This window comes from Pseudomonas sp. PvP025 (assembly GCF_017832155.1).
GTDB lineage: Bacteria > Pseudomonadota > Gammaproteobacteria > Pseudomonadales > Pseudomonadaceae > Aquipseudomonas.
Map to the genome: position 1 here is coordinate 1019538 of NZ_JAFIBJ010000001.1, position 16738 is coordinate 1036275.

Annotated in this window: 13 protein-coding genes; 2 read left to right on the forward strand and 11 right to left on the reverse strand. The window is 61.5% G+C overall.

Annotation, left to right across the window (positions count from 1 at the left end):
* The 5 genes from JOE32_RS04100 to JOE32_RS04120 all read right to left on the reverse strand — a co-directional run bounded on the left by JOE32_RS04100 (position 1) and on the right by JOE32_RS04120 (position 5972).
* Entirely contained in the window at positions 1–777 is a 777-nt protein-coding gene (locus JOE32_RS04100) for an ABC transporter ATP-binding protein (RefSeq protein WP_209981675.1), read from the reverse strand.
* Positions 778–787: 10 nt separating this feature from the next.
* Positions 788–1843, reverse strand: a complete 1056-nt coding sequence (locus JOE32_RS04105; protein WP_209981677.1) for an AMP-binding protein — start codon at positions 1841–1843, stop codon at positions 788–790.
* A 751-nt stretch (positions 1844–2594) separates the two neighbouring features.
* Positions 2595–3179: a cysteine hydrolase family protein gene (locus tag JOE32_RS04110; RefSeq protein WP_209981679.1), complete on the reverse strand. Its 585-nt coding sequence runs from the start codon at positions 3177–3179 to the stop codon at positions 2595–2597.
* Positions 3180–3641: 462 nt separating this feature from the next.
* Entirely contained in the window at positions 3642–5207 is a 1566-nt protein-coding gene (locus tag JOE32_RS04115; protein WP_209981681.1) for a PAS domain-containing methyl-accepting chemotaxis protein, read from the reverse strand.
* A 90-nt stretch (positions 5208–5297) separates the two neighbouring features.
* Positions 5298–5972, reverse strand: a complete 675-nt coding sequence (locus JOE32_RS04120; RefSeq protein ID WP_209981683.1) for an HAD family hydrolase — start codon at positions 5970–5972, stop codon at positions 5298–5300.
* Positions 5973–6166: 194 nt separating this feature from the next.
* Here JOE32_RS04120 and JOE32_RS04125 point away from each other — a divergent pair, with 194 nt between their 5' ends.
* Positions 6167–8365: an OsmC domain/YcaO domain-containing protein gene (locus JOE32_RS04125; protein ID WP_209981685.1), complete on the forward strand. Its 2199-nt coding sequence runs from the start codon at positions 6167–6169 to the stop codon at positions 8363–8365.
* A gap of 125 nt (positions 8366–8490) precedes the next feature.
* Here JOE32_RS04125 and JOE32_RS04130 read toward each other — a convergent pair whose 3' ends face one another.
* From JOE32_RS04130 to JOE32_RS04155, 6 genes are all read right to left on the reverse strand, one after another.
* The gene (locus tag JOE32_RS04130) at positions 8491–9657 is read right to left on the reverse strand and encodes a PLP-dependent aspartate aminotransferase family protein (RefSeq protein WP_209981687.1); all 1167 of its coding nucleotides are present in this window, start codon (positions 9655–9657) and stop codon (positions 8491–8493) included.
* Positions 9654–11030 carry a cystathionine beta-synthase gene (locus JOE32_RS04135; RefSeq protein ID WP_209981689.1) on the reverse strand — a complete coding sequence of 459 codons (1377 nt, stop codon included), beginning with the start codon at positions 11028–11030 and terminating at the stop codon, positions 9654–9656. Before JOE32_RS04135 ends, JOE32_RS04130 begins: the two co-directional genes overlap by 4 nt.
* A 249-nt stretch (positions 11031–11279) precedes the next feature.
* The gene (locus tag JOE32_RS04140; protein WP_209981691.1) at positions 11280–11681 is read right to left on the reverse strand and encodes a hypothetical protein; all 402 of its coding nucleotides are present in this window, start codon (positions 11679–11681) and stop codon (positions 11280–11282) included.
* Positions 11668–12057 carry a hypothetical protein gene (locus JOE32_RS04145; RefSeq protein WP_231421167.1) on the reverse strand — a complete coding sequence of 130 codons (390 nt, stop codon included), beginning with the start codon at positions 12055–12057 and terminating at the stop codon, positions 11668–11670. Before JOE32_RS04145 ends, JOE32_RS04140 begins: the two co-directional genes overlap by 14 nt.
* A gap of 144 nt (positions 12058–12201) precedes the next feature.
* Entirely contained in the window at positions 12202–14508 is a 2307-nt protein-coding gene (locus tag JOE32_RS04150; RefSeq protein WP_231421168.1) for a TonB-dependent siderophore receptor, read from the reverse strand.
* A gap of 147 nt (positions 14509–14655) precedes the next feature.
* Complete coding sequence (locus JOE32_RS04155; RefSeq protein WP_209981696.1) at positions 14656–15507, reverse strand: helix-turn-helix transcriptional regulator; 852 nt, start codon at positions 15505–15507, stop codon at positions 14656–14658.
* 260 nt (positions 15508–15767) lie between these two features.
* On the opposite strand from JOE32_RS04155, the gene JOE32_RS04160 reads away from it, so the two are divergent.
* On the forward strand, positions 15768–16679 hold the full coding sequence (locus JOE32_RS04160; protein ID WP_209981698.1) for a LysR family transcriptional regulator: 912 nt from the start codon (positions 15768–15770) through the stop codon (positions 16677–16679).
* Positions 16680–16738: the final 59 nt, after the last annotated feature.

Genomic DNA, 16738 nt, shown 5'->3' on the forward strand with positions numbered 1-16738 from the left:
TCAGCTCCCCAGGTAGGCCGCGATAACGTCAGGGTTGGCGCGCACTTGTTGCGGGGTGCCGTCGCCGATTTTGCGACCGTAGTCGAGTACCACCACGTGGTCGCACACGCCCATGACCACGCCGATATCGTGTTCGATCAACACCACGGTGGTGCCGAATTCGCGGTTGATGTCGCGAATGAACTGGCTCATCTGCACCTTCTCCTGGGCGTTCATGCCGGCCATGGGTTCATCCAGCAACAACAGCGTGGGTTCGGCGGCCAGAGCGCGGGCCAGCTCGACGCGTTTTTGCAGGCCATAGGGCAGGGTGCCCACCAGCGCATGGCGCCAGGGATGGATCTGCAAAAAGGCGATGATCTTTTCCGCGTATAGACGGTGGGCGTCGTCTTCGCGTGGCGCGCGGCCCAGGCGCAGCATCTGTTCGATCCAACTGCTGCGGCGCTTGAGGTTGCGACCGGTGAGTACGTTGTCGAGCACGCTCATGCCCTTGAACAGCGCGATGTTCTGGAAGGTGCGTGCAATGCCGCCTTCGGCCGCCTGGTGCGCGCGCATGCGCTGGCGCGTCTGGCCGGCGTAGTGAATGCGCCCGCTCTGCGGCGTGTAAACGCCGTTGATCACGTTGAGCAGCGAGCTTTTACCGGCGCCGTTGGGGCCGATCAGCCCGCAGATGTGGCCGGTCTTGACCTCGAAACTGATCGAGGTAATGGCCTTGACGCCCTTGAATGATAAGGAAATGTCATCGAGCCGCAGTAATACCGAATCAGTGAAAGGGCGCATGGTGGGCTCGTCAGGCAGATTGGGAGAGCATGGAGTCGCTGGCTTCGAGGCGCGAAGCGGGTTCCTGCCAGTGACCTGGGTGAATCCCCAGCGCAGCGAAGAACGTCGCGCTGTGTGGGCTCAGCGCCGGCCCCACCAGCAACGGCACACGCAGTCGGCTCATGCCCAGCACATCGAGCAAGGGCCGGCGCACCAGCCAGTGGCCCAGCCAACGGCGCACGGGTGATTCGCTCGGCTTTAGGGCCCAGCGGTACAGCGCATGGCTGACAGTGCCCGGCAGCGGCAGGCGCTCACGCACCCAGTGCTCCAGGCGCGCGTAGGATTCGCGGGTGCCCAGCACCAGCGTCGGACCCAGCTCGCGGCGGTCGGTGTCGCGGGTGGCCAGGGCTTCGGGGAAGTTCAGACGAAAGCCTGCGTGCAGCCAGGGCGCGAGCAGGTAGCGCGCCTGGCCGCTGGCGGCGAATACCCGCGCGGCCAGGGCCTCTTCGCCTGCGCTGAGCCGTTCGCGCTCGACCAGTGCGCGCGCGTCGGCCAGTAACTGCGCGTGGGTCAGGCCCAGCGCGGTGCCTGCGTGAAACACGAAGGCGGTCGCATCGGATTGGCGTGCGCAGGGTGGCGCAGGCGCGTCGGTGCGCAGGTCGGCGTAGGCGATCAGGTTGGCGTTGAGGTGCTGGCTCAGGCCTCGTCCGTCGAGGTACATAATCACACCATGCCCGCTCAGTTGCTGCAGCGCGTCGAGGTTCTGCACGAGCACGAAGCGCGGTCGCAGCCCGTTCAGCAATGCGCGGTGGTCACGGTCGGGGTCAAGCAGGGTGACGCTGGCGCCCAACCACTGCGCGGCCAGTGCCATCAGCAGCGCTTCGGGATGCGCCTGGCTGATGATCAACAGGTCATCGTTGCGCCCGAACTGGCGCTGTTGCAGGGCGGCGGCGAGCTGGCCGACGTCCCGGGCCAGTTCGCTCCAGCTGCGTTCATGCCAGATACCCAGGCGCTTGTGGCGCAAAGCAATCGCCGAGCCACGGGTTCGGGCCTGGTGCAGCAGCGCCTGGGGCAGTGTGTGGGGCATGGCGGCATCCTTCGAAGGGTGTGCGAAGGTATTTGCACGCGCCGTGCCAGGCTGATAACTGCTTTTATATCAAATGGATAGACGTTACTCCCAAGGTGATTTGTCTGTGTTGATTCAGCACAGGCTGTCCGCGCAGTGTTGTTGGGCCAACAGTGCCGTGATGCTCGAAGCAACGAGCGGTGCGACTTTTCGGTGTACATATCGGTTTGTGCGGTAACGGCAACTTAGGGTTCCGCCCTGACGGCGGCTCACTTTTGAAAAGCGCAAAAGTAAGCAAAACGCTCTTGCCCCAACACTCGGTACCTCGCCCAGGCTCGGTGTGCCCGAACGCAGGCTTTGGAGCGTGGGCCGCCGCGATGGGCCATCCATGGCCCAGCGCGGCTAACCCGGCGTCCTGCCGGGTTACCCACGCTCCAAAACCTGCGTTCGGCCAGCGTGTTTGACGGGGCGCCTAAGATCAAGATCAAGAGCGCGGCGGCCTGAGAGCCGACCGAAATGGTCTGCCGAACGCTGTACAAAATGTGGGAGGGGGCTTGCTCCCGATGGCGTCGGCCCAGCAAACATTGACGTTGACTGACCCACCGCTTTCGCGGGCAAGTCGAATCGTCGCACCGCCGCCCCCAATCAACGAAAACGCGGAGTACCTGATACTGCGCAGAGTCTGGTTTTGGGGCTGCTGCGCAGCCCAACGCGGGGCAAGCCCGCTCGCCACAACAAGCCCGCTCGCTACAGTGCGGCGTTACCGGATCTATTAGAGGTTTTGGCGAAATGCCGCATGACTTCCGGCCAGAATCTCACCGGTTGCCACAATTGTGGCGTAGTCCATCGCCAGGTTGCTGAGCGAAAGGGCGTGCACGTCTTCGGCGGGCCAGAGGCGCCCGGATAAGTCGGTCTGGTCAAAGGTGTAACAGGCGTCCGAAACCACGGTCACGTCGAACCCCAGGTTACCGCCCGAGCGGGCGGTGGCTTCGACGGAGTTATTGGTGATCACGCCGACAATCACCAATTGCCTGATCGACCGCGTATGCAGCCAGCGCTCAAGCCCCGAGTGGGTGAATGCATCCGGAACGTTTTTTTCCAGCACATGCTCAAGTGCCAGCGGTTGCAATGCGGCCTGGAACTCGCAGCCAGTTTGCCCTGGCCAGAACACCGAAGTGGGTGAGCGGGAGATGTGCCGTACATGCACGATAGGGCGACCTGACTGCCGCCATGCGCTTAGCAGGTGCTGGATGTTTGATTCAGCGTCGGGGTTGTTGCGTCGCCCGAGTGCTGGCGAGTGCATGCCTTGCTGCATGTCGATGATCACCAATGCTGCGTTTGTGGCTAACGGGTCCATGGCACATTCCTTGGTTGTCAGTCGCGAAACATAGCTCAGCAATTTCGAGTTGTGGTGGATTAAAAGATCTGCCTGACAAACTGGCTACTCCATGGCAAGCGAGCTTATTGTGGCGAGCGGGCTTGCCCCGCGTTGGGGTGCGAAGCGCCCCCAATCAAGGGACACGCGGTGTACCTGATACGGCTCAGCGTCTGGTTTTGGGGCTGCTGCGCAGCCCAACGCAGGACAAGCCTGCTCGCCACAGGGAATCTGCGCTTAACTGACTGGCATTAGGGCTTGCCCCGCGTTGGGGTGCTAAGCACCCCCGTCAAGGCCGAGTGCGGTGTGCCAGATACGCCGCAGACACAGGTTTTGGGGCTGCTGCGCAGCCCAACGCAGGGCAAGCCCGCTCGCCACAGGGGATGCGCTCGCCTGAGGTTCTTGCTGACCGGCTCCCACAGCGGGCTTTACCTCAGCCGCGCCTCAGCGATTGAACCGCTCAACCAGCGCGTACTGCGTGGCTGCGGTGTTGGTCAGTTCCTTGCTCAGGTCGGTGGATTGATGGGCCTGCAATGAGGTCTGGTCGGCCAGCTCGGCGATGGTGGTGATGTTGCGGCTGATCTCTTCGGCGACCGCGCTTTGCTCCTCGGTGGCGGCGGCGATCTGGGTGGTCATGTTGGTGATATTGGCCACCGCTTCGCTGATGCCGACCAGCGCCTGGTCGGCTTCGAGCACCCGGGCCACGCCTTCCTCGGCCTGGCGGTGGCCGTTCTGCATGCTGCTGACCGCGTTATTGGACGAGGCCTGAAGCTGGGTGATCAGGGCGTGGATCTGCGTGGTGGATTGCGATGTGCGTTGCGCCAGCTGGCGTACTTCGTCGGCCACCACGGCAAAGCCGCGTCCTTGCTCGCCAGCGCGCGCCGCTTCGATGGCGGCGTTGAGGGCCAGCAGGTTGGTCTGGTCGGCAATGCCTTTGATCACATCGACCACGCTGCCGATTTCGTCGCTGTCGCGGGCCAACTGCGCCACGGTGGCGCCGGTTTCGCCGACCACGGCGGACAAACGCTCGATGGCTTCACGGGTATCGCGCGCCACTTCACGACCACGACCGGTGAGCACATTGGCCTGCTGGGTGGCGTCGGCGGTGCGTTGTACGTGGCTGGCGACTTCCTGGGTGGTGGCGGCCATCTGGTTGACGGCTGCCGATACCTGTTCGGTTTCGACACGCTGGCGGTCCAGGCCCCGGGCGCTGGCAGTGGCCAACTGGTCGGACTGGCCGGCGAGGGCGCTGAGCTGCTCGGCGCTGTCCTGCAGGCGCGTCAGGCAGGTTTTCAGGCGCGCGGTCTGGCTGAGGAACGCGGTTTCCAGGCGTGCCTGGGGCCCGCGCGCGTCGCTGTACATCTGCGCGATCAACGCATCCGAGGTCGACGGTTCCACACCCGCCAGCAGGCGCAGTGTGCTGCCTTGGCGCCAGCGCGCGCAGAGCACGCCCACGGGCACGGCCACGGCCAGCGCAACGGCAATCGCCACCGGAGCGCCGAGAAACATCCCGGCCACGCTGCCGGCCAGGCCCGTGGCCATGTACGGCACGCACGCCACGGCCGTCGGCAGCCAGGCATCCTGGCGCGGTACACCGGGTTTGCCTCGGCTGATCCGCTGGTACAGCGCCTGGGCGCGGCGAATTTCATCGGCGGTGGGTTTTACCCGCACCGACTCGAAACCGACAACGCGGCTGCCGTCGTATATCGGCGTGACGTAAGCGTTGACCCAATAGTGATCGCCGTTTTTCGAACGGTTCTTGACGATGCCCATCCACGGCTGGCCTTGCTTGAGCGCGCGCCACATGTGCGCAAACACCGCCGGCGGGACATCGGGGTGACGCACGATATTCTGCGGTGCGCCGATCAGGTCGGCGCGGTCAAAACCGCTGATATCGACGAACGCGTCGTTGCAGTAAGTGATCATTCCCTGGGTGTCGGTGGCGGAGATGAGTTTCTGCGACGGCGCGAGGGAAATCTCACGCTGTGTTACGGGCTGGTTGTTGCGCATGGTGTTGCTCCCTGGAGTGCCAGACAGGTCATCGGCCTCACCTCGAATAAGTTGATGGCCGATTTTTTGCCAGGCACTGCGGGGCGGCATTCAGGGGCGTGAGGCGACCTCATCGAGGTGGTCGAGCAGGTCCTGCGGGTCTTCGTAAACCCGCAGCGCGCCCGCACGTTCCAGTTCGCCGATGTCATAGCCCCCCGACAGCAGGCCGATCCCGGTGGCCTTGGCACGCCGCGCGGCGAGCATGTCCCACACGGCGTCGCCGATCACCAGGCACTCGTCGATCGGCACCTTCATATGCCGCGCGGCGGCCAGAAACAGGTCCGGGTCGGGCTTGCCGTACTTCACATCGTCACGGGTGATGATGTTCACCTCGTCAATGTTCAGTTCCAGCGCCTTGAGGTTGATCTTCGCGGTGTCCAGGCCGCCGCTGGTGGCGATGCACCAGTTGAGGCCAGCCTGGCTGAGGTGGTCGAGCAGCGCGACGGCGCCCGGCAGCGCGATGATCTGCCCCTGCAGTCGCGCATACGCCTCGGCATGCAGTTTGCTCAGGCGTTCGGCTTGGGGCTCGCTGATGTCGAGCCCGGTTTCGCGGGACAACGACTTGAGCATCAGGCCGCCGCTCATGCCGATCCTGCGGTGGATGCGCCACATCGCCAGCGGGATGCCTTCGGCGTCGAGGGCTTCTTTCCAGGCGGCTACGTTCTGGTAAACGCTGTCGGTGAGGGTGCCGTCGAGGTCGAAAATAAAGGAGGTTTGAGGTCGCATGGGGCTGTTCTCCAATCAGAAAAAAGATGATGGGACATCAGCTTGAGTGACATCACAGGGTTTGGAGTGCCCCGTGGTTTTGCCGTTCGATTTTTTGCTCATTCGCGCAGGCTTTGGCAAAAGCCTGAAACTTTCCGGGGAAAAACCTCATAATGGCGGCCATTTTTGTTCAGCCGTTATTCTGGTGTGCCCCCATGGAAATCAAGGTCAACTTTCTCGACAACCTCCGACTTGAAGCGAAGTTCGATGACTTCACGGTGATTGCCGACCAGCCGATTCGCTACAAGGGCGACGGTTCGGCGCCGGGGCCCTTTGATTATTTTCTCGCGTCGTCGGCACTCTGCGCGGCGTACTTCGTGAAGCTGTATTGCCAGACGCGCAATATCCCCACGGAAAATATCCGCCTGTCGCAGAACAACATCGTCGACCCGGAAAACCGTTACAACCAGATCTTCAAGATCCAGGTCGAGTTGCCCGCCGATATCTCCGACAAGGACCGCCAGGGCATCCTGCGCTCCATCGACCGCTGCACCGTAAAGAAAGTGGTGCAGGCAGGTCCCGAGTTCGTCATCGAGGAAGTCGAGAACCTCGACGCCGACGCCCAGGCCCTGCTGATGCCAGGCTCGACTGCAGGCGCCGGCACCCGCATCGCAGGCAAGGACCTGCCGCTGGAGCAGACCATCGCCAACATGTCCGCCATCCTCGCCGGGCTTGGCATGAAGATCGAGATCGCCTCGTGGCGCAATATCGTGCCCAACGTGTGGTCGCTGCATATCCGCGATGCGCAGTCGCCGATGTGCTTTACCAACGGCAAGGGCGCCACCAAGGAAGGCGCGCTGGCGTCGGCCCTGGGCGAATTCATCGAGCGGCTCAACTGCAACTTTTTCTACAACGATCAGTTCTGGGGCGAGGAACTGGCCAATGCGCCGTTCGTGCATTACCCGGATGAGCGCTGGTTCCAGCCCGGGCCCAACGACGAACTGCCGGGGGAAATCCTCGATGCGTACTGCCTGAAGGTCTACAACCGCGACGGCGAGTTGCGCGGTTCGCACCTGTTCGACACCAACTCCGGCAACGAAGCGCGCGGCATCGTTGCGCTGCCGTTTGTGCGCCAGTCCGATGGCGAGGTGGTGTATTTCCCGTCCAACCTGATCGAGAACCTCTACCTCAGCAACGGCATGAGCGCGGGCAATACCCTCGCCGAAGCCCAGGTGCAGTGCCTGTCGGAGATTTTCGAGCGCGCAGTGAAACGTGAAATCATCGAAGGCGAATTCGCCTTGCCGGACGTGCCGGCTGAAGTGCTGGCCAAGTACCCCGGCATTCTCGCGGGCATTCAAGGCCTGGAGGCCCAAGGCTTCCCGGTGCTGGTCAAGGATGCGTCCCTGGGCGGCGAGTTTCCGGTGATGTGCGTGACCCTGATGAACCCGCGTACCGGCGGTGTATTCGCCTCGTTTGGCGCGCACCCCAGCCTGGAGGTGGCGCTGGAGCGCAGCCTCACCGAGCTGCTGCAAGGCCGCAGTTTCGAAGGCTTGAACGATTTGCCGCAGCCGACCTTTGAAGCCCAGGCGGTCACCGAGCCGAATAACTTCGTCGAGCACTTCATCGACTCCAGCGGCGTGGTGTCGTGGCGCTTTTTCAGCGCGCAATCGGATTACCAATTCGTCGAGTGGGACTTCTCCGGCCAGGGCGAAGACTCCAATGCCGAGGAAGCCGCGACCCTGTTCGGCATCCTCGAGAGCATGGGCAAGGAGTCGTACATGGCGGTGTACGAGCACCTGGGCGCCACTGCCTGCCGGATCCTGGTGCCCGACTATTCGGAAATCTACCCGGTGGACGACCTGATCTGGGACAACACCAACAAGGCGCTGTTTTTCCGCGAAGACATTCTCAACCTGCACCGCCTGGATGACGCGCAACTGCACGCGCTGGTCGAACGCCTGATCGAAAGCGAACTGGACGACTACACCGATATCACCACCCTGATCGGCATCGAATTCGACGACAACACCGCGTGGGGCCAGTTGACCATTCTGGAGTTGAAGCTGCTGATCTTCCTCGCTCTCAAGCAGTACGAAGAAGCCAAGGAGTGCGTGGAGATGTTCCTGCAGTACAACGACAACACCGCCGAACGCGGCTTGTTCTACCAGGCGCTGAACGCGGTGCTGGAGATGGAGCTGGACGACGACCTGGCGCTGGCAGACTACGAGGCCAATTTCCGCCGTATGTTCGGCAACGAGCGCATGGACGCGGTGATCGGCTCGGTCACCGGCAGCGTGCGCTTCTACGGCCTGACGCCGACCAGCATGAAGCTGGAAGGGCTGGACCGGCACTTGCGTCTGATCGAGAGCTACAAGAAGCTGCACAGCGCGCGGGCCGGGGTTACCTCCGCCTGAGACACGGATTTCGTGTGGGAGGGGGCTTGCTCCCGATGGCGGCGGGTCAGTACTGGATTGCTGACTGATTCACCGCCATCGGGAGCAAGCCCCCTCCCACATTTGATCGTTGCTGCCTCGAGTCTTTAGATATGAGCCAGGGCCTGGGCCAGGTCGGCGCGCAGGTCTTCTACATCTTCAACCCCTACCGACAACCGCACCAGCCCGTCGCCAATCCCCAGATGCGCGCGGGTGGCCGCCGGGATGCTGGCATGGGTCATGATCGCCGGGTGTTCGATCAGACTTTCCACGCCGCCCAGGCTTTCGGCCAGGGCGAAGAGATTGACGTTTTCCAGAAAACGTCTGGCACCGGCCAGGTCGGTATTCAAGTCCACGCAAATCATCCCGCCAAACCCGTGCATCTGCTGTTGCGCCAGGTCGTGCTGTGGGTGGGATGTCAGGCCGGGGTAGTGCACCCGCGCCACTTGCGGTTGCTGCTCCAGCCAGGTCGCCAGTTGCAGTGCGTTGCTGCAATGGCGCTCCATGCGCAGGGCCAGGGTCTTCACGCCGCGCAGGGTCAGGAATGCATCGAACGGCCCGGCGATGGCGCCAACCGAGTTCTGCAGGAAGCCCAGGCGCTCGGCCAGCGCCGGGTTGTCGCCGACAATCGCGATGCCACCAATCACGTCCGAGTGGCCGTTGAGGTATTTGGTGGTGGAGTGCACCACCACATCGAACCCCAGCTCCAGCGGGCGCTGGATCCATGGGCTGGCGAAGGTGTTGTCGGCCACGCAAAGGATGCCGCGCGCACGGCAGATACGCGCCACGGCGCGCAGGTCGGTGAGGCTCAGCAGGGGATTGCTCGGGCTCTCGACCCAGACCATGCGCGTGTCGTCCTGCAACGACGCTTCAAACGCCGCCATATCGCTCAAGTCGACATAGCTGAAGCGATGCCCGGCACTGCGTTGGCGCACCTTGTCGAACAGGCGGAAGGTGCCGCCGTACAGGTCATTGCCGGAGACGATATGCGCGCCGGCATCGAGCAATTCCAATACGGTGGAGATCGCGGCCAGCCCGGAAGCGAAGGCGAATGCCTGAGTGCCGCCTTCCAGGTGCGCTACGCAGCGCTCCAGGGCAAAGCGCGTCGGGTTGTGGGAGCGGCCGTAGTCAAAGCCCTTGTGCACACCGGGGCTGTCCTGCAGGTAGGTGGAGTTGGCGTAGATCGGCGGCATCAACGCGCCCGTGCTCGGGTCAGGCGCTTGCCCGGCGTGGATCACACGGGTGGCGAACGCGCTTTTATCGGGCTGGCTCATGCAAGGGACCTCCGTAAATGGTTGAGCAGGTCGACACGGGTGATCAGGCCATGGAAGCCCGACGCGTCGGCGATGATGGCGACGAGGCCGCGATCCAGCTCGGCCTGCAATTCGGCCAGGCTGGCGCTGGGGGCGAGGGTTCGCAAGGTGTCGGTCATGGCGCTGGCAACGATCATGGAAAAATCCGCAGCGTCATGGTGCAGGCCCAGCAGGATGTCGGACTCGTCGATCACACCCACCAGTTCCTGGCCGTCCACCAGCACCGGCAGTTGCGATACGTCGGCCAGGCGCATGCGCTGGAAGGCGGTGAGCAGGGTGTCGTCGGGGCTCACGCTGATGACGCGGCCGTCCTCGAAACGACGGGCGATCAGGTCGCGCAGGTCGCCGTAATGTTTGTACTGCAACAGGCCGGCGTCATTCATCCATTGGTCGTTGTAGACCTTCGACAGGTAGCGCGTGCCGGTGTCGCACACAAAGGTCACCACGCGCTTGGGCTCGGTCTGTTCGCGGCAGTAGCGCAGCGCGGCGGCGAGGAGGGTGCCGGTGGACGAGCCGCCGAGAATGCCCTCGGCCTTGAGCAACTGGCGCGCGTGGTCGAAGCTCTCTTCATCGCTGATGGAGTAGGCGTGGCGCACGCTGGAGAGGTCGGCAATCGACGGGATGAAGTCCTCGCCGATGCCTTCCACCGCCCACGAGCCGGGCGTTTCCATGCGGCCGCTGCGGCTGTACTCGGCCATCACCGAGCCCACCGGGTCGGCCAGCACCATCGCCAGCTCCGGCTGCACGCGCTTGAAAAACCGCGTGAGCCCGGTGAGCGTACCCGCCGAACCCACGCCCACCACAATCGCGTCGAGGTCATGCTGGGTTTGCGCCCAGATTTCCGGCGCGGTACTGGTCTCGTGGGCCAGCGGATTGGCCGGGTTGTTGAACTGGTCGGCGAAAAACGAGCCGGGAATGTCCCTGGCCATGCGCGCGGCCACATCCTGGTAATACTCGGGATGGCCCTTGCCCACATCGGAGCGAGTGATATGCACCTCGGCGCCCATAGCCTTGAGGTGCAGCACCTTTTCCGTGGACATCTTGTCGGGCACCACCAGCACCACGCGATAGCCCTTGGCCCGGCCGACCAGCGCCAGACCCAGGCCGGTGTTGCCGGCAGTGGCCTCGATAATGGTGCCGCCAGCGCGCAGACGACCATCGCGCTCGGCGGCGTCGATCATCGCCAGGCCAATACGGTCCTTGATGGAACCGCCGGGGTTCTGTGATTCGAGCTTGAGAAACAGGGAGCAGGGGCCAGTGTCGAAACGGCTGACGCGAACCAGCGGCGTGTTGCCGATCAGCTCGAGCACGGCGGGGCGGGAGGGTGTGGGCATGTCGTCACCTGAGTGCGGAAGGGGGGACAGCAAATGCAAAACATGCCTTGGACCATAGGTCGAGATCGTGCCACTCGCAACCGGGCGGTCGGGTGGATGTATTTTTTTGGCGCATGAGGTCATTGAGTTCGGTGCGGATAAAGCACGCCGACAGCTACTGGCTGTCGCGTCATGGGTGAGGACAACTGCTCGCCGCGACAGTGCGCGGCGGCAGAGTTTCACTGGAAGAGCGGACGCCCGCGGCGGCCATTAGTGAGGCGACTTTACATCCCTTGCGAGCAGTTCTTGTGCCATCTCCATTGCCTGCTCACGTGAAGCAGCGAGAAGCAAAGGATAGCCCCAGAACTTGGCGAAAACGACCGCGAATGCTCTGAAACCAAGACGTTTTGCCGAGTTGGATTCGACCAGAATCATTGCCAGGACCCACTTTCGCAATTCAATCTTGTGCTTTTTCATCCAAAGTGCAGTGCGCTTCTTTTCTTCCGGCGAGTGCTCATGGTCGTCGGCAGGTGCTGTATCAGTCAGGAGCACGAAGGGCTCCCCGCGCTGCAAGTTGGCCTCGAATTCGGCGAAGTCCTTTTGGTGATCGTGTCCGGGTTCTTGCGTAAGGCTCATCCAGACAAAAGGGAAGTCAGAACTATTCACCGACATGGCCGACTCCTTTGCTTTTGATGCAACGCCAGGTGGCCGCAATGGCGAATACGCCGGGCAACGTAATGAAGAACACTGCCGAGAAGGTAATGTGCCAACCGTCGCGCAACCCATCGGAGATTCCCCCGAGGGTATTCAGGACGACAAGCAGACTGCCGAGGACCAAGGCAACCCACTGAGCCTTACGCGTTCCGATCAGGGCGAGAAGCACCGTTACGATCCAAGAGCCATAGAATGCGGAAAACATCCACAGTATGTCGGGCTCAAAGGTAATCGACGGCGTCGCTCCGTGCGCTCTTACAAAGTCGTTTACGTAGAAAAATAGCTGGAATGTGACAAAAAGTACGGCGCCAGCGGCTGTCGTCAGCCAGAACAAGGCGACTCTGTTTGGGTCGCTCACGGCCAGGGCTTGGGTGGGTTGCAGGTTAGGCTGAAGGGGCATGGGGGCGTTCTCGATAATCAATGGGCTGTGGTGTATGTCTGGGGATTTCTAACGGGTGAAGCGTTCGCCTGCGGGAAATCAATATCTATAGTCCAGCGTCACCATCAAGTTGCGTGGTGCGCCATAACCGACGGTGTCAAAATCGCCCTTCTGCAACGCATACTTCTTGTCGAGCACGTTGTTGACGTTGACTGCCGCGGTGATCTGCTTCGTGAGGGCGTAACGCCCTAACAGTGATACCAGGGCATAAGAACCCTGTTCCCCGCCCAACGAACTGGTACCGGTGTTGGGTGCCTGGTAGAAGCGGTTTTGCCATTTGACGCCTGCACCTAGCGTCAATTTGCTCCAGTCTCCGGGCAACTGGTAGGTGCTGAAAAGCTGGGCAGTGGTGCGCGGTATTTGCGAATTCAAGCGGACGCCATCGCCATCCTGTGCCGTGAAATGGGCGATGCCTGAATAGATGTTCCAGCCACGCGCCAGCTCGCCCTGCAAGTCCAACTCGATCCCGCGCGACTTCGTCCCATCCGAGCCCATATAGGCTTGGGCACCACTTGGCGTACGGGTTCCTGCGACCATCTGTGCAGCGTTGTCCAACGCGGTCTCGAACAAGGCCACCGAGGCATTCAGACGCCCGTCCATGTAAGCGCCCTTGAGGCCGATTTCCTTGGTTTTTCCCTTTGTCGGCGTGAGTACGTTGCCCTTGCTGTCGCGATAGTCGGTTTGCGGATTGAATATGCCCGTATAGCTCACGTAGGCCGAATAGGTCTTGTCGATGTCGTAGATCAAGCCGGCATACGGGGTGAATTCACTGCTCTTCTTGTAGTGCAACGACGAGCCGCCGACGGCGTCGTCGATTTCGTAGTTGCTGAAGCGGCCGCCGATAATGAGTTTCAGAGGATCGGCCAGCGAGAACCGGGCTGCGCTATAGACACCGCTCTGTTTGATCAGGGTGCGGGTCGGTATCCAAGCCATGGCATCGAAGTTGGGGCGGGGAAAAGCCGTGCTCAGTTGATAGACATTGACCGGCGTGAAGCCTGCATAGAACGGAGCGATAGCTTCCTGGCTGGAGGTGCGGCGCGAACTCGTCGCCCCCACCACCAAGTCATGCTGGCGGCCAAGCAGTTCGAAAGGGCCGCTCGCCATCACGTCGAAGGTGTTTTGACGGCTGCGACCTTCGGACGCCAGTGCCACCGGAAGAGCCCCGTTGGGAAAGGAGCCCAGCCCCGTGGCGCGATCGGGGCGACCGACCAGGCCGAGCAGTTCGGCATCGAATTGCGTGCGGTATTGATTAGCGACGGCCCGGACACTCCAGCCGTTGTCGAAGCGGTGCTCGATCTCGGTAAACGCCGTCTTGAGGGTGTTATCCCAATGGCTCCAGTTCTGCGCATAGTTCTTGGCGCGTGAATATTCCGCCTGCGTGCCGTCGCTGAACCATAGCGGTAAACCTCCCCAGGTGGAGCCCTTCGGTGTGATGTCCTGGTAGTCATAGCCCAGGCTCACCGTCGTGTCGGGTGTCAGATCTGCCTCGATGATGCCGTAGAACGCCTGCCTCTGCGGCTTGTAGCCATCAATGTACGAGTTTCCTTCCTGGGACGTTCCGACCATGCGAGCGCGGATACGGCCATCCTCGGTCAACGGAGTCGATACATCGGCCATTTCCCGGTGGGTATCCCAGCTCCCCGCACCGAGCGAGGCGGACGCCGAGAATTCGCGGGTCGGGCGTTTGCGCACCAGGTTGATGGCGGCCGAGGGATTGCCGGTGCCGGTCAGCAGGCCGGAGGCGCCGCGCACGACCTCGACACGATCATAGAACGCGGTATCGAGGGAGCCGATGCCGCTCCCGTTGACAATGTCGCCGACGACGGTGGGTATACCGTCGTACTGAACGTTGTTGATCAAGAAACCACGCGAGTAGAAACTCGTCCGTTCGCTGTCGGACTGGTAAGACGAAACACCCGTGGTGTTCTCCAGCACGCCCTGTACCGAGTTCAATTGCTGGTCGTCCATGCGTTGGCGGGTGATCACCGTCACCGACTGCGGTGTTTCCCGCAGCGACAGCGGCAGGTGCGTCGCCGCCGCCGTCTGGTCCGTGGTGTAGGAGCCAGTACGTTCGGTGATCGCGGTATCCATGTGGCCCGTTACGGTGGTGGCCGGCAATGCGATCCCTTCTTGAGACTCCCCATTGGTTTGAATTTGCCCTGGCTCGGCGGCGAATGCGCCCTGTGCGCTAATAAGAATTGCCGCCGCAACTGCCGAACCCAGCAGGGTGCGGGGCGCGCTCCTGATTGCGCGCTTGTACAGCCTATCCAGATGAAGATAGCCGTCGTGCTCTGCGCGCATTTCAATTGGCCAGCGGGACTTCCCAACAGGTGTGATGACGAACATCAACAATACTCATTTGTATTCGGATGTTGCATTTAACAATAGAGACAGGGGGGAGTGATGGCGAAACCAGGCCAGATTGTTATTCAGTTAGGCCAAGCGCGATGTCGTTGTGGAGTGCAGGTGGTTTTCAACGAAGACCCTGATCCATCAGGGTTGGATTTCGTTAGGGAGTATGATGCTGGGCGCTGAAACAAGCTCTGCGCCGCTGATGCGATCCGAGAGGTATCGTGCAGGAGGTTTGCCCACTGCCTTGCGGAACATGGTGACGAAACCACTGGCGTTTTCGTATCCCAGCTCTAATGCCACCGTTTGCACGCTTTCACCCTTGGTCAAACGTTGCAGCGCAAGGATCACATGCAGTTGCCGACGCCAGCGCCCAAAGCTCATCCCAATTTCATGCAGCAAAAGACGGCTCATACTCCGCTCGCTCATGCCAATGCGAGTTGCCCAGTCGGCCTTCGAGGTTTTGTCCGAGGGGGCGGCCAGCATCATTTCCACGAGGCGGCGCAATCGGGGATCGCGTGGCATGGGCAGATGCAAGTCTTCCACCGGTGCCGCCGCCAGCTCATCGAGCAATGCAGCAATCAACCGGTCTTCCCGTCCCCCCTGTGCGTATAACTCAGGAAAACCGGCCGCCTTCAGCAGCAACTCGCGTAGCAAGGGCGATACCGAAATCGTGCAACAGGTTTTCGGAAGGTCCGGTGCGGCGTCTGGTTCAACGAACAGGCAATAGCATTCCGTTTCACCCGCCCCCCGCGCCGCGTGCGGCAAGTCTCCCGGTATCCATATGGCGCACTGCGGCGGCACGATCCAGACACCGTCGTCAATTTCACAGTTGAGGATTCCGCGTAGGGAGTAGATCAGCTGCGCCTTGCGGTGCTGATGCCTCGCATTTTCCCAGTCCTTTGTTACCCATGTAGCACTCAAGGCCACTACCGGTCGCGAGATGCTGTCGACGTCCCAAGGCACAATTAGATCGGTGATTGCAATGCTGGACATGTTGTCCTGTAGAGCCTGGGATAAGAGGCCGAGACGTCGGCCTGATCGGAAAATACTATGACCAACTCGCTCAATGACGTCTAGCCATTCCTCCAGCTCGGGGCAGCGGCGAGGTCACCCAGCGCCTCTTCAAAGTGCCTGCAAAGCCCGAAGCCATTCAAGCGGCGCTTGCGTATATCCAGAATTTGCGAAAACCTCAGTAGATTGAACGCGGGGAATAAGCATCTTCGCGCCACATTGCGACTTGAAGGAAGGACGTAATGCAGCACCTGGATCACTTAACCCTGCACTTATTCATTCTGGTCTGTGAAGAGGGCACGATTGCGCGCGCCAGCGAGCGAGGATTCATTGCGCCGTCGGCGGTCAGTAAACGTATTTCCGACCTTGAGGCGCGGTTTGGTACGCCGCTGCTGAGCCGCAGCAAGCGCGGGGTTGAACCGACTCCGGCGGGGTTGGCGCTACTTCGGCACGCGCGGTCTCTGACGCGTGCGATGGAACGGCTCGATAGTGAACTTGGCGAATACGCTGAAGGCGCCCGTGGACATGTACGGGTGTTGGCAAACATTTCGTCAATTATGGAGTTCCTGCCGGAAGAGCTGTGTGACTTCATGCTCGAGCACCCGGGAATCCAGACAGACATCGAGGAGCGCTTCAGTCCCGACGTGGTGCGCGGAGTGGCCGAAGGCAATGCAGATTTAGGCATATGTCGACGATCAATGGCCGTGGGCGATCTGGAGTTTGTGCCTTATCGTCGTGATCATCTGGCCGTCGTCGTCGGATCGAACCATTCCCTGGCCAATCGCACCCGTATTGCGTTCGCTGAGACCCTGGCCTTTGATCACTTGGGGTTATCCGCTTTCGCCACGTTGAATAACTTTATGCGTAATGAAGCGACGAGGGATGGCCATGAGTTACGGTTTCGTTCCTATGTATCGTCGTTCGACGCAGCATTCCGCCTGGTGCAATTCGGCCTGGGACTTGCTGTATTCCCACTGGAAGCCGTGGCACGGTATGCATCGCTGTTTGACCTGCGCATTATTCCTCTGACCGATGACTGGGCGTTGGGTGAGTTCGTTATCTGTGTTCGTGATCGGGATGCACTTTCGCTGTCAGCGCGCCGTTTGCTGGATCACCTGCTTTCGCGCGCAGCACCGCTTCATTCCCAGCCCTGATTGCATCCATCGCGGTTGACGATGGATCAACGCGTAAATAACGTCTTTTTGCTGCATTT

Bases quoted from the DNA above. Each gene is read 5' to 3' on its own strand.
- JOE32_RS04135 (WP_209981689.1), bottom strand. From the start codon at position 11,030: ATGCCCACACCCTCCCGCCCCGCCGTGCTCGAGCTGATCGGCAACACG.
- JOE32_RS04155 (WP_209981696.1), bottom strand. From the start codon at position 15,507: ATGTCCAGCATTGCAATCACCGATCTAATTGTGCCTTGGGACGTCGAC.
- JOE32_RS04115 (WP_209981681.1), bottom strand. From the start codon at position 5,207: ATGCGCAACAACCAGCCCGTAACACAGCGTGAGATTTCCCTCGCGCCG.
- JOE32_RS04160 (WP_209981698.1), top strand. From the start codon at position 15,768: ATGCAGCACCTGGATCACTTAACCCTGCACTTATTCATTCTGGTCTGT.
- JOE32_RS04150 (WP_231421168.1), bottom strand. From the start codon at position 14,508: ATGTTCGTCATCACACCTGTTGGGAAGTCCCGCTGGCCAATTGAAATG.
- JOE32_RS04125 (WP_209981685.1), top strand. From the start codon at position 6,167: ATGGAAATCAAGGTCAACTTTCTCGACAACCTCCGACTTGAAGCGAAG.
- JOE32_RS04110 (WP_209981679.1), bottom strand. From the start codon at position 3,179: ATGGACCCGTTAGCCACAAACGCAGCATTGGTGATCATCGACATGCAG.
- JOE32_RS04120 (WP_209981683.1), bottom strand. From the start codon at position 5,972: ATGCGACCTCAAACCTCCTTTATTTTCGACCTCGACGGCACCCTCACC.
- JOE32_RS04130 (WP_209981687.1), bottom strand. From the start codon at position 9,657: ATGAGCCAGCCCGATAAAAGCGCGTTCGCCACCCGTGTGATCCACGCC.
- JOE32_RS04100 (WP_209981675.1), bottom strand. From the start codon at position 777: ATGCGCCCTTTCACTGATTCGGTATTACTGCGGCTCGATGACATTTCC.
- JOE32_RS04140 (WP_209981691.1), bottom strand. From the start codon at position 11,681: ATGTCGGTGAATAGTTCTGACTTCCCTTTTGTCTGGATGAGCCTTACG.
- JOE32_RS04105 (WP_209981677.1), bottom strand. From the start codon at position 1,843: ATGCCCCACACACTGCCCCAGGCGCTGCTGCACCAGGCCCGAACCCGT.